General features: G+C 72.9%; 12 protein-coding genes and 1 tRNA gene. 7 read left to right on the top strand and 6 right to left on the bottom strand.

The features are described from left to right. Positions 1 to 2: 2 nt before the first annotated feature. The 3 genes from ACQ1X7_RS01875 to fahA are packed head-to-tail and all read left to right on the top strand — an operon-like array spanning position 3 to position 3,217. Positions 3 to 1,169: an acyl-CoA dehydrogenase family protein gene (locus tag ACQ1X7_RS01875; RefSeq protein WP_432476445.1), complete on the top strand. Its 1,167-nt coding sequence runs from the start codon at positions 3 to 5 to the stop codon at positions 1,167 to 1,169. A 24-nt stretch (positions 1,170 to 1,193) separates the two neighbouring features. Next, positions 1,194 to 2,021, top strand: coding sequence for a hypothetical protein (locus ACQ1X7_RS01870; protein ID WP_432476444.1), 828 nt, complete (start codon positions 1,194 to 1,196; stop codon positions 2,019 to 2,021). Further along, entirely contained in the window at positions 2,018 to 3,217 is a 1,200-nt protein-coding gene (gene fahA / locus ACQ1X7_RS01865; RefSeq protein WP_432476443.1) for a fumarylacetoacetase, read from the top strand. The genes ACQ1X7_RS01870 and fahA overlap by 4 nt, the downstream gene beginning before the upstream one ends. A gap of 78 nt (positions 3,218 to 3,295) precedes the next feature. Here fahA and ACQ1X7_RS01860 read toward each other — a convergent pair whose 3' ends face one another. Beyond that, on the bottom strand, positions 3,296 to 4,636 hold the full coding sequence (locus ACQ1X7_RS01860) for an MFS transporter (protein WP_432476442.1): 1,341 nt from the start codon (positions 4,634 to 4,636) through the stop codon (positions 3,296 to 3,298). A 142-nt stretch (positions 4,637 to 4,778) separates the two neighbouring features. Between ACQ1X7_RS01860 and ACQ1X7_RS01855 the strand changes: the two genes are divergently transcribed. Genes ACQ1X7_RS01855 through ACQ1X7_RS01845 form a run of 3 tightly spaced genes read left to right on the top strand, consistent with a single transcriptional unit; the run spans position 4,779 to position 8,694 of the window. After that, positions 4,779 to 5,948, top strand: a complete 1,170-nt coding sequence (locus ACQ1X7_RS01855; protein ID WP_432476441.1) for a fibronectin type III domain-containing protein — start codon at positions 4,779 to 4,781, stop codon at positions 5,946 to 5,948. A 29-nt stretch (positions 5,949 to 5,977) separates the two neighbouring features. Next, positions 5,978 to 6,904, top strand: coding sequence for a phosphodiesterase (locus ACQ1X7_RS01850; RefSeq protein WP_432476440.1), 927 nt, complete (start codon positions 5,978 to 5,980; stop codon positions 6,902 to 6,904). Further along, on the top strand, positions 6,901 to 8,694 hold the full coding sequence (locus ACQ1X7_RS01845) for a gamma-glutamyltransferase family protein (protein WP_432476439.1): 1,794 nt from the start codon (positions 6,901 to 6,903) through the stop codon (positions 8,692 to 8,694). Before ACQ1X7_RS01850 ends, ACQ1X7_RS01845 begins: the two co-directional genes overlap by 4 nt. A gap of 115 nt (positions 8,695 to 8,809) precedes the next feature. On the opposite strand, the gene ACQ1X7_RS01840 is transcribed toward ACQ1X7_RS01845, so the two are convergent. The 5 genes from ACQ1X7_RS01840 to ACQ1X7_RS01820 form a co-directional block, all read right to left on the bottom strand. Continuing rightward, positions 8,810 to 9,256, bottom strand: coding sequence for a Rieske (2Fe-2S) protein (locus ACQ1X7_RS01840; protein ID WP_432476438.1), 447 nt, complete (start codon positions 9,254 to 9,256; stop codon positions 8,810 to 8,812). Positions 9,257 to 9,265: 9 nt separating this feature from the next. Beyond that, positions 9,266 to 9,823 (bottom strand): DUF6529 family protein, encoded by a 558-nt coding sequence (locus ACQ1X7_RS01835; protein ID WP_432476437.1) that lies wholly within the window; start codon positions 9,821 to 9,823, stop codon positions 9,266 to 9,268. 221 nt (positions 9,824 to 10,044) lie between these two features. Further along, positions 10,045 to 10,467, bottom strand: coding sequence for a chemotaxis protein CheB (locus ACQ1X7_RS01830; protein WP_432476436.1), 423 nt, complete (start codon positions 10,465 to 10,467; stop codon positions 10,045 to 10,047). Positions 10,468 to 10,528: 61 nt separating this feature from the next. Next, positions 10,529 to 11,800, bottom strand: coding sequence for a cation:proton antiporter (locus ACQ1X7_RS01825; protein ID WP_432476435.1), 1,272 nt, complete (start codon positions 11,798 to 11,800; stop codon positions 10,529 to 10,531). A gap of 171 nt (positions 11,801 to 11,971) precedes the next feature. Then, a tRNA-Tyr gene (locus ACQ1X7_RS01820) sits at positions 11,972 to 12,057 on the bottom strand. Between the two features lie 84 nt (positions 12,058 to 12,141). Between ACQ1X7_RS01820 and ACQ1X7_RS01815 the strand changes: the two genes are divergently transcribed. Then, positions 12,142 to 12,633, top strand: a complete 492-nt coding sequence (locus ACQ1X7_RS01815; protein WP_432476434.1) for a YajQ family cyclic di-GMP-binding protein — start codon at positions 12,142 to 12,144, stop codon at positions 12,631 to 12,633.

The raw sequence follows: 12,633 nt of genomic DNA, 5'->3' as shown, positions 1-12,633 counted from the left end.
GGATGTACGGACTGAGCGAGACCGACCGCGACCTCCAGGCTCGGGCCCGCGCTCTCACCGACGAGCTGATCCCCCACGAGGAGCACGCCGAGGCCCACGACGGCGAGCTGCCCGACGGGGTCGAGGCGAAGCTCGCTGCGCAGGCGCGCGACCTCGGGCTGACCGCCACCAACATGCCGACGTCGGTCGGGGGTCGCGGCTGCACCACGCTGCAGGTGGTGCTGGTGCAGGAGCAGGGCGGGCGCGTCACCAACGCGCTCGCGTGGCTGCTGACCACGCCACCGGCCTGGTGGCCGGCGGTCGCCAACGACCACCAGCGCGAGACGTTCCTGCTCCCCACGGTGCGCGGTGAGCGCGAGGAGTGCTACGCGATCACCGAGGAGAACGCCGGCTCCGACCTGGCCGACCTGCAGGCGACGGCGGTCCGCGACGGCGACGACTACGTGCTCAACGGCGTGAAGTGGCACGTGACGTCGTACAACGTCGCGGACTACGTGTTCTTCCAGGCGGTGCTGGCGGGCGGCGAGCACGCCGGCGAGCAGGCGCTGTTCGTGGTCGACAAGGACGCGCCGGGGATCAGCGTGGTCCGCACCCCGGCGTACACGCACACCATCGCCCACCACCACCCCGTGGTCGCCTTCGAGGACGTGCGCGTCCCGGCGACGCAGCTGGTGGGGTCGGAGGGCGACGGGATGTCCTTCGCCTACGAGTGGTTCCGGTTCGAGCGGCTGATGGTGGCCGCGCGCTGCCTGGGGGCGGCGGAGCGGCTGGTCGACGAGATGAGCGCCTTCGCCGCCGGCCGGCAGATCGGGGGCGAGCGGCTCGCCGACAAGCAGCTGGTGCAGGGGATGCTGGCGGACAGCCTCACCGAGCTCTTCGCCGCCCGCACGCTGGTCTACGAGGTGGCCCGCGGACTCGACGCGGGGGTCGACGTCAAGGTCGCCCACGCGCAGTGCTCGATGGCCAAGCTGTTCAGCAGCGAGATGGCCGGACGGGTGGCCGACCGGGCGGTGCAGGTCTTCGGGGGACGCGGCTACATGCGCGAGAACGTGGCCGAGCGGTTCTTCCGCGAGCTGCGGGTCGAGCGGATCTGGGAGGGCGCCAGCGAGGTGCAGCGCGCGATCATCGCCGACCAGCTGGGCAAGCGGGGCCGGGCCCGCCTGCTGTGAGCGCGGCTGTGGTTGGCTGGAACCGTGAGCCTCCCCCCACCGGCCTGGCGCGGCCTCGTCGACGACGCGGCGGTGTTCCCGCCGGGCGACGCCCCGCTCCCTGACGCGCTGACCGCGCACGTCGCCCACCGCGAGGAGTGGTGGGCCGACCTGGTCGGGTCGTTCGTGGTCACCGACACCGCCGTCCCGGACGTCTCCACGCCGCTGGCCCTGGCCGTCGTCGTCACGGGCGGTGCCGGCGCGATCCCCGGCGCCGTCCGGCTCGCCGAACGGGGCGGGCACGAGCTCGCCGGGATCGAGGTCGCGCTGCGCGACCTCGACGACCTCGCCGGAAACGCGCGCCGCGTCGCCGCCTCCGCTGCCGCCTGCGACCTCGACCCGGAGCGGGTCCACGTCGAGCTCCCCCCGGTCCCCGACACCGGGAGCTGGCTGCGGGCGGCCGACGCGGTCGCCGAGGCCGGACACCGGCTGAAGTTCCGCACCGGCGGGCTCGAGGCCCACCTGTTCCCGTCCGTCGACGAGCTCGCGGGCTGGATCGACGCGGCGCTCGACCGCGAGACGCCGTTCAAGTGCACGGCCGGCCTGCACAACGCCGTCCGCCACGACAACGCTGACGGCTTCACCCACCACGGGTTCCTCAACGTGCTGCTGGCCACGCTCTATGCCTTCGACGGCAGCGCCCGCGACGAGGTGGTCGCGCTGCTGGAGCAGCGGGACGCCGACGTGCTCCGGGGCGTCGCCGGTGACGTCGACCTCGCCCGCGGCCGGCGCTGGTTCACCTCCTTCGGCTCCTGCTCGGTCTCCGAGCCCCTCGACGACCTGCTCGCCCTCGGACTCCTGGAGAAGCCATGACCGACACCTGGGTGGAGGAGGCCGCCGGCTCCCTCTTCGACGTCGACAACCTGCCGTACGGCGTGTTCTCTCGGGCCGGTGAGGAGCCGCGGGTCGGGGTGCGGGTCGGCGACCTGGTGCTCGACGTCGCCCCCGTCGCCGCGGCGGAGATGCTGGACGTCCACCACGTCTTCCAGGAGCCCTCGCTCAACCCCCTTATGGCCGAGGGCCGGCAGGTGTGGGGCTCGCTCCGGACCTGGCTCACCGGCCTGCTGACCGACGAGACCGAGCGCGACCTGGTCGAGCCGCACCTGGTCCCGGTCGCCGACGTCACGCTCCACCTCCCGGTCGAGGTCGCCGACTACGTCGACTTCTACGCCTCGCTCGAGCACGCGACCAACGTCGGCCGGATCTTCCGGCCCGACGCCGAGGCGCTCCTGCCCAACTGGCGTCACCTGCCGGTCGGCTACCACGGGCGCGCCGGCACCGTGGTGGCCAGCGGCACCGACGTGGTCCGCCCTGCCGGGCAGCGGAAGGCGCCGAGCGAGGACGCTCCGACGTACGGGCCCTCGCAGCGGCTGGACATCGAGGCCGAGCTCGGCTTCGTGGTCGGCACCCCCTCGGCACTCGGCTCGCGGGTGGCGGTCGCCGACTTCGCCGACCACGTGTTCGGGCTGGTGGGCCTCAACGACTGGTCGGCGCGCGACCTCCAGGCGTGGGAGTACGTGCCGCTCGGCCCGTTCCTCGGCAAGTCGTTCGCGACGTCGGTCTCCCACTGGGTGACGCCGCTGGAGGCGCTCGCCGCCGCCTGGGTCGACCTCCCCGGCCAGGACCCGACCCCGCTCCCCTACCTGGCCGACGGGTCGCCACGCGGGCTCGACATCGCCGTCGAGGTCGAGATCGGCGGCCAGGTGGTCAGCCGGCCGCCGTACTCCTCGATGTACTGGTCGCCCGCCCAGATGCTCGCCCACATGACCGTGAACGGTGCGTCCCTGCGCACCGGCGACCTGTTCGCCTCCGGCACGATCTCGGGTGCGGAACGGGAGCAGCGCGGCTCGCTGCTGGAGCTGTCGTGGGGTGGGCGGGAGCCGCTCGCCGACGGCCGCACCTTCCTCGAGGACGGCGACACCGTGACCCTGCGCTACACCGCCCCCTCCGCCTCCGGCGGCCGCCTCGCCCTCGGCGAGGTCACCGGCACCGTCGTCCCTGCGGTCTGAAACTGGGGGTAGTCCAGTGACAAATGGCCCCTCCGAAGCCCGGATCAGGGGCCACTTGTCACTGGACTACCGAAATCCCTACACGCCCTCGCGGTCGCTGAACCCGGGGTGGACGAAGGGCTCGCCGCGCTTCATCGACTCCACCGCGCCGGGGTGCTCGCGGCGCAGGTGGTCCAGCCCGCGGCGTCGGTAGCGGAGCACCTGGGTGATGCCGAGCGCCCAGAAGAGGTACTGCACCGAGAACGCGGCCCGGTAGTCGTCGAGGTCGTACGCCGCCATGCCGCCCGGCTGGCGCAGGTCGAGCACGACCCCGACCAGCGCGACCGTCAGCAGCGAGGCCGAGAACCCTCCGACGTTGACCAGCCCGCTGGCCCGCCCCATGGTCTCCTGCGGGCTGAACGAGCGAGCCAGGTCGAAGCCGACCATCGAGGCCGGCCCGCCGGTGGCGGTGAGGCAGACCAGCACCACCAGCAGCCAGAGCGGCGCAGGGGTGTCGCGTGCCAGCACGGCGGTCCACGGCACGATCATCAGGCCGACCACGCCGATCACGATCCACGAGCGATAGTAGGGAAACCGGCTCACCATCCAGCTCAGCACCAAGCCGCTGAGGATCACCCAGCCGGTCATCAGCATCAGCAGCGTGCTCGCGACCGCGGTCGAGAGGCCCTGACCCTGGACCAGGAACGGGAAGCCCCACAGCATCGCGAAGACGGTCATCGCGAACTGCGAGGTGAAGTGGGTCCACATCCCGAGCCGGGTCCCGGGGTTGCCCCAGACGAACTGGAGCTGCCGCGCCAGCGTGCGCAGCTTGATCCGGGTCGGGCCGTCGTCCCGGTACGGCGAGTCCTTGACCACCAGCGCGACCGCGACCATCAGCACCACCCCGGCCGAGGACGCCAGCGCGAACGCACCGGTCCAGCCGAGGCGGACCAGAGCCCACGAGAGCGGCGCCGCCGCGATGATCGCGCCGACCTGGCCCACCTGCCCCGTCAGCTGGGTCACCAGCGGCGCCTGCCGGACCAGGAACCACGCTGCCACCAACCGGATCACGCTGACGAAGATCATCGCGTCGCCCGCGCCGATCACGACCCGGGCGAGCACGGCGAGCGGGTAGGACTCGACGAACGCGAACATCAGCTGCCCGCCGGTCATCAGCACCAGCCCCGTGAGCAGCAGGGCGCGCGACCCGTAGCGGTCCAGCAGCACCCCGACGGGCACCTGCATCGCGGCGTACACGGCGAGCTGCAGCACGGTGAACGTCGCCAGCGACGTCGCGTCGATGTCGAACCGCTCGGAGGCGAGGATCCCGGCCACGCCGAGCGAGCTGCGGTGGAACACGGCGAGCACGTAGACCGACAGCGCGACCAGCCAGATCACCCACGCCCGGCGCCTGCCGATGTCGTGGACCTGCTCGCGCACCGCCCGATCATCCCAGCCGCAGACTCCCCTGGCGGCGCCTGGTCCACTTGGGCCATTTCGAGGACACCAGAACGATCACCTGCTTACCCTCCCGGTGCCGTTGGGTCTCCGACGAGCACCTCATTGATCCCGGGAGTACTCCATGCGCCACCCTCGGCACCACCGTCGCGCGTCGCTCGTCGCGGCCCTCTCCACCGGTCTGGGCGCCCTGCTTGTCGCCGCGCCCTCGGCCCACGCCATCGTTGACAGGGACTGCGCAGACTTCGGTAGTCAGCGCGCAGCCCAGCTCTTCTTCCTGCGGCACGGCGGTCCGCAGTCGGACCCGCACCGCCTGGACGACGACAACGACGAGCGCGCCTGCGAGTCCAACTCGGCGCCCTACTACTACGGCCGCACCCTGCCCGGGTCGAAGCCGGCGCCCAAGCAGGTCACCGTTCGCTCCACCGTCACCCTGGCCACGAGCAGGGCGAAGGCGATCACCGGGGAGAAGGTCCGGCTCACGGCGACCGTGAAGCCCCGGGGTGTGCGCACCGTGGTGTTCCAGCGCCAGGCCGGTCGCCGCTGGCGGACCCTCGACCGCGACCGGACCAACCGCCGGGGCAAGGACTCCCTGGTGATCCGAGCGCCACGCTCCACCGCCGACTACCGTGTCGTGCTGGTCAAGCGGAAGAACGGCAACAAGACCTTCGCCGCCGACACCAGCAACCACCGCCGGCTGACCGTCCAGCAGCAGCGCATCCGCTTCGGTCTGCCGGACGCCGATCTCGAGCGCGGCCGTCGGGTCACGACCACGGTCTCGATGTGGCCGGTCCGACCCGGCCGGGACCTGTCGCTCCAGATCCGGGCCGGCAACGGATGGGGTCTGGAGGACGTGAAGACCCTGAACCGCAACGGCCGCGTCACCTTCAGGCTCCCGACCGCGGACTCAGGGGCGTTCGACGTGCGCATCGTCGCCCAGCGGTCCAAGGGCGGCGCGATCCGGGCAGTGTCCACTGTCCGACGCCTGCGGGTCGTCGACACGATCGCCCCCGCCGTCCCTGCGGACCTCACCCCGGTCGCCGGCGACGGCGAGGTCCAGCTGAGCTGGTCTCGTGGGACCGAACGCGACCTGTCGTCCTACCGCGTCTACTGGCGCTCGAGCCCGACCTCCAGCTGGGTCAACGCCGGCAGCGGTCCTTCCCCTGCCTTCACCGTGGCCGGCCTGACCAACGGTGTCACGTACGAGTTCACCGTGAGGGCCGTGGATCGTGACCAGAACGTCTCCGGATACTCGACACCCGTGGGCGCCACTCCCTCGTCGCCGGGCGACTGAGCCTGAGGTCACCCCCTAGGGTCGGGGGCGTGGTCCAGTTCGGTCAGTACCCCGCCCCACGCTTCACGATCGCCCACCTGAGCGACCCGCACCTGCTCGCGGACGGGGCGAGGCAGTACGGCGTCGTCGACCCCGAGCCCGGCCTGCGGCTCGCCCTGGAGCGGCTGGGCCGGCTCGATCCCGCGCCGGACGTCCTCGTGCTCACCGGCGACCTCGCCGACAAGGCCGAGCCGGCGGCGTACGCCCGGCTGCTCGAGCTCGTGGAGCCGGTCGCGGACCGGCTCGGCGCGCAGGTCGTCTGGACGATGGGCAACCACGACGAGCGGGCGCCGTACGCCCGTGGCCTGTTCGGCTCCGACGACGACGGCCCGCAGGACCGGGCGTACGACGTCGGCGGGCTGCGGGTGCTGGCGCTCGACACCAGCGTGCCGGGCTACCACCACGGCAGCCTGACCCCCGACCAGCTCGCCTGGCTGGCCGACCATCTGGCCGACCCGGCCGAGCACGGCACGGTGCTCGCGATGCACCACCCGCCGATCCCGGTCCCGATGCTGCCCGCGGCCGAGATCATCGAGCTCCTCGACCAGCAGCCGCTGGCCGGGATCGTCGCCGGCAGCGACGTGCGCGCCATCCTCGGCGGCCACTTCCACTACACCTCGTGGTCGACCTTCGCCGGCGTTCCGGTGTCGGTCGCCGCGGCGAGCTGCTACACCGTCGACCCGGCTCCCCAGGCCCGGCTGATCTCCGCGGTCGACGGCCACCAGGCGATCACGATGCTGCACCTGTACGACGACCGCGTCGTCCACACCGTCGTGCCGCTCGCCGAGGCGCCCGAGGTCGACGGCTACCCGGCCGACCTGGTGTCGCTGCTGGAGGCCCTGGGCACCGACGAGCGGCGCGAGATCATCTCCCGCAAGGACTCCGCCTTCAACCGTGGGGAGCTGGCGCCCGGATGACGGCGTTCACCACCCGGCCGGAGCTCACCGGCGACCACGGCATGGTCGCCTCCACCCACTGGCTGGCCTCGCAGAGCGGCATGGCCGTCCTCGAGGCCGGTGGCAACGCCTTCGACGCGGCGGTCGCGGCAGGGTTCGTGCTGCACGTCGTCGAGCCCCACCTCAACGGGCCGGGCGGCGACATGCCGCTGCTCGCGTGGAGCGCGGCCCGCCGCGCGCCGTTCGTGGTGTGCGGGCAGGGGGTGGCGCCGGCGGCGGCCACCCCGGACGCGTTCGCCGACCTGGGCCTCGACCGGGTGCCCGGCACCGGGCTGCTGGCTGCCTGCGTTCCCGGCACCTTCGGCGCCTGGATGCTGCTGCTGCGCGACCACGGGACGCTGCGCCTCCGCGACGCGCTCCGGTACGCCGTCGGCTACGCCCGCCACGGGTTCCCGGTGCTCGGCAACATCGCGGCCACCATCGGCCGCGTCGAGGGCCTGCTCACCGACCACTGGCCGAGCTCCCGCGACGTGTGGCTGCCCGGGGGCCGGGTGCCCGAGGTCGGGAGCCGGATGACCAACCCCGACCTGGCGCGCACCCTCGAGCGCATCGTCGAGCATGCCGAGGCCACGACCTCCGACCGCGACGAGCAGGTCGAGGCGGCACGACGCTGCTTCTACGAGGGCTTCGTCGCCGAGGCGATCGCCGAGCTGTACGCCGGCGAGGCCATGGACGTCACCGGCACCCCGCACCGCGGTCTGCTCTCCTTCGACGACCTCGCGTCGTGGCGGGCGACCGAGGAGGAGCCCGTGGGTCTCGACCACCACGGCCACCGGGTGCTCAAGGCGGGGCCGTGGAGCCAGGGTCCGGCGCTGCTCCAGCAGCTCGCCCTCCTCGAGGGCCACGACCTCGCCGGGCTCGACCCGACCTCGCCCGACCTCGTGCACCTCACGGTCGAGGCGGCCAAGCTGGCGCTCGCCGACCGGGAGGCGTGGTACGGCGACCCCGACCACGTCGAGGTCCCGCTGGCCGACCTGCTCTCCCCGGCGTACGCCGACGAGCGGCGGCGGCTGCTCGCCGAGGACCGCGCCGTCACCCACGGGCTCCACCCGGGCTCGCCGGGCGGCCGGAGCCCGCGCCTGCCACGCGTGCTGGGCGATCCTGCGCCGGTGCCTGCCGGTGCCGGCACGGGCGAGCCCACCGTCACCCTCGACGGCGAGACGCGCGGCGACACCTGCCACCTCGACGTGGCCGACCGGTTCGGCAACCTGGTGTCCGCGACCCCGAGCGGGGGGTGGCTGCAGAGCTCACCGGTCGTGCCCGGCCTGGGCTTCCCGATCTCGACCCGCGCCCAGATGTTCTGGGTGGAGCCCGGCCTGCCCAACTCGGTCGGCCCCCGGAAGCGACCGCGGACCACCCTGTCCCCGTCGCTGGCGCTGCGCGACGACGGCTCGCCGTACCTCGCCTTCGGCACGCCCGGCGGGGACATGCAGGACCAGTGGCAGCTGCTGTTCCTCGTCCGCCACCTCCACCAGGGGATGAACCTGCAGGAGGCGATCGACGCGCCCGCCTGGCACACCACCCACGCCCCGTCGTCGTTCTGGCCGCGCGAGGCCGAGCCGGGACGGGTCCACGTCGAGGGCCGGCTCGGCGACCGCACCATCGCCGAGCTGCGCCGACGCGGCCACGACGTGGCCGTGCAGGACCCGTGGTCGCTCGGCCGGCTGAGCGGCGTGAGCCGCGACCCCGACGGCACCCTGCGCGCGGGCGCCAACCCGCGCGGCATGCAGGGGTACGCCGTCGGGCGCTGAGGGTGGTCAGCGGACCGCGACCAGCACCCCCACCGCGAAACCGGCGGCGAGCAGCCACAGCAGGGTGGGCAGCACCGCCCCCAGACTGCGTCGTGTCGTCATCGCGCTCCTCTCCTCACCCGGCCAGCACGTCGCCGTCCTGGACCGTGACCTCGACGGGCGGCAGCGCCGACGGCGCCGGGCCTGCGACGACCTCGCCGGTCTGGGCGTCGAACGCGCTGCCGTGGCACGGGCAGATGATCCGGCCACCGGTCACCTCGGAGACCGGGCAGCCCTGGTGGGTGCAGGTGGCCGAGAACGCGTGGACGTCCTCGCCGTCGCCGCGAACCAGGACCACGCCCTCGTCGGCCAGCACCAGCCCGCCGCCGGCCGGTACGTCGGCCACCGCCGCCAGCGGCCGCCCGCCCGTGGGCTCGGCGCCGTACGCGTTGGCCGCCGCGGACCCGCCCTCGCTGGTGCCGAGACCGGCGGCACGCGCTGCGGCGAACCCCACGGCCGCGGCACCGAGCGCCCACAGCCCGCCGCGGAGGGCCGAGGCACGGGTGAGCGGAGGCAGGGCCATGTCAGCTCCTCACGTCAGTGGCAGGCCGCTGCGCGTGAAGAACCACAGCGACGACGTCAGCCAGACCAGGGTCAGCAGGGTCAGCACCAGGCCGCCCAGCACCGGCAGCGCCCAGCGCGGGAGGCCCGGCAGCCGCAGGCCGAGCATCTTCGCGGCGTACGCGCCGTAGAAGAGGCAGCCGACCACCGAGTGGACGAGGGCGCGCGGGCTGTCGCCGGCGAACCCGAGGGCCCACAGGCAGTGCACCGCCGGCGGCAGGGTCAGCACGAACGCGACCGCGCCGCTCCACCGGTGCACCGGGCCGACCCACACGGCCACGGCCCCGGCCCCCAGCCGGCCCCACATCCGCAGCGCCGTCAGCACCTGGACGACGAGCAGCGCCGCCGCGGCCGTGGTGAACCACGCCTTCATCTGCAGCATGCCCGAGAAGCCGAACGTCGACAGCGGCCTTCCGGCCGGGTCGTGCAGGCCGGCGTACACGCCCAGCACGACGGCGATCCCCGCCCCCGTCAGGAGCGCGGCCCCCAGCCCCGCCCGGGCGGTCGCCCGGCTCGCGGTGACGCTCACCCGGCCATTGTGCTCCCCCGACCGCCCTCGCGTCGCGGGCCGCGGCCCCCAGGCATGATCCGTACCCCGGGTGGGCACTACTCCGACATGGACCACGCCATCACGGGATCGGGGAGATCGGCATCGTGGGCACGGCGGCGGCGGTGGTCAACGCCACTCACCACGCGACCGGCGTCCGGGTGCGCGAGCTGCCGGCGACCGCCGACGCATTCCTGTAGCGCTCAGCCGTCGAGCCGCGGCGCAGTGACCAGCTGGACGAGACGTGCTCCCAGCTCGGGAACCGTAACCACGGCATCGACGATCTCGTCCCGGGCGATCGTGGCTGCCGGCATGGAGAAGTGGGCGGAGGTCTCCTTGTCGGTCGTGATCACGACCCCGCCGTGCTTGTAGACCGCGGTTGCACCCGTCGCGGCGTCGTGCCCGCTGCCCGAGAGGACCACCGCGATCGCGCGGGGGCCCACGGCCATGGCCAACGTGGTCAGCAGCAGGTCCGCTGACGGCCGCGACGGCGGGAAGGCGCCGGACACGATGAGCGACACCCTCCCGTCGGGGGTGAAGAGGGTGTGACAGCCCGGCGGCGCGGCCAGGACCTGGGCGGTGGCCTTCAGGCCTCCGGCGCTGGACACGAGCGCCACGACGTGCACACCCCCATGCTCGTACGAGCAGCGACCGGTCTCCTGACGTCGGGGGAGCCGTCCGGGCCTCTCAGCGCCCCAGCCGTGCCATCACGGGCGTTGCCAGCACGCCGTGCAGCACGACGGATGCAACGACGGTGAACGCCAGGCACGACCACAGCCAGTCGGTGTCGACGAAGGTCGCTTGACCGGTGGCGTACGCCGCGTAGTAGAGGGATCCGACACCCCGCACACCGAAGAACGCCACAGCCCAGCGTTCCCGCGTGGTCATCCTCCCCACCTCGTGCCCCGACCGAGGCCGACCGACGAGCGAGAGGCGACCGGCGAGGGGTCGCACGACCAACAACAGCGCCGCGCCCACCACGATCCCACGCCAGTCCAGCGCCTCGAGGACACCCCTGCTCAACGCCGTGCCGAGTCCGAGGAGTACGACGAGCGTGAGCAGCCGCTCCAGCCGCTCCACGACCTGGTGCATCGCGGCGTGGTAGTCGTGGGCGCGTTCGGCGGAGCGGAAGGTCATCGCACAGGCGAACACGGACAGGAACCCGTAGCCCCCCGCCACCTCGCCGAGGCCGTAGGAGGTGACCAGCGCCGCCACCGCCAGCAGTGACTCACCGCGCTCCGCGGTGCGCAGAGCCCTGCTGCGGGAACGGAAGGCCACCCGGGACAGCGCCCACCCGCAGGCGACCCCGACGAGCGTGCCGATCGCGACCTTTCCCACGAGGTAGACGCCCACCCACTCGAGGCCCCACCCGGTGACCGGGCCGGCCGTGGCCACCAGCACTGCGGCGTACACGAACGGGAACGCGAGCCCGTCGTTGAGGCCGGCCTCGGACGTCAGGGTGAAGCGCACCTCGTCGGTCTCCTCCACCTCGTGCTCCCCGGTCTGCGGTCCTGCCACCTGCACGTCCGAGGCGAGGACCGGATCGGTGGGCGCCAGCGCCGCGCCGAGCAGCAGCGCTGTCGCCGGCGCGACCCCGGCCCACCAACCGAGCAGCGCCGTGCCGGCGATCGAGAGCGGCATCGCGACGACGAGCAAGCGCCAGGTAGGCGACCAGACCTGCCACGACCGGCGGCGCCAGGGCTGCAGTGGCCGGTCGATCGCGAGCCCTACGCCCATCAGGGCGACCAGGATGGTCAGCTCTGTCACGTGCTCGACCACGACCCGGTCCGCGACCGGATCGAGCGGCAGACCGTCCGCGACGGGTGTGAACCCCAGGAGCACTCCGAGCCCGGTGAGGACCATCGGCGCCGAGACCGCCCAGCGGCCGAGCAACGCCGGCAGCACCACCGCGAGCAGCAGAGCCAGGCCGACCGCGACGTACAGCAGGTCTGCGGTCATCACTGCGCCGTCCTTCCGTGGCCCCTCGACGGCGCCTGGCGCCACCGGCTGGCGGTGCTCCATGAGTGCAGTACCCGGACACCGCGAGGGCAGACCGGGTTGCACGACCTGCCCGGAAATGGGAAACGGCCCCCGACCGGCGTTTCCGCCGGCCACGGGCCGTTCTCGACATGGTGGCAGGTCCAGGATTCGAACCTGGGTAGGCATAAGCCGACGGATTTACAGTCCGCTCCCATTGGCCGCTCGGGCAACCTGCCATGTCAGAGCCCCGGCGATGACCGGGGCGCGACGAGAGGTAAGGATAGCGTCCGTACGTCGCAATCCCGCAACCGGAGGCACCCATGGCCGACTCCTCGTTCGACATCGTCAGCAAGATCGACCGCCAGGAGGTCGACAACGCACTGGGGCAGACGGCGCGCGAGGTCGCGACCCGGTTCGACTTCAAGGGCACCGGCGCCGGGATCGAGTGGAAGGGCGAGCACGCGATCGAGATCTCGGCCTCCGCCGACGACCGCGCGAGCGCCGTCCTCGACGTGTTCAAGCAGAAGCTCGTCAAGCGCAACGTGTCGCTGAAGGTGCTCGACGCCTCCGAGCCGCGCCCGTCCGGCCAGGAGTCGAAGATCGGGATCACCCTCAAGGAGGGGATCTCCTCGGAGGACGCCAAGAAGATCAGCAAGCTGATCCGGGACGAGGGCCCCAAGGGCGTCAAGAGCCAGATCCAGGGCGACGAGCTGCGCGTCTCCAGCAAGAAGCGCGACGACCTGCAGTCGGTGATCGCGCTGGTCAAGGCCCAGGACTACGACTTCGCGGTGCAGTTCACCAACTACCGCTGA

The organism is Nocardioides sp. GXQ0305 (assembly GCF_050880345.1).
Lineage (GTDB): Bacteria > Actinomycetota > Actinomycetes > Propionibacteriales > Nocardioidaceae > Nocardioides.
The sequence above is the reverse complement of the archived record's forward strand: the minus strand, read 5'-3'. Positions and strand labels throughout refer to the sequence as shown.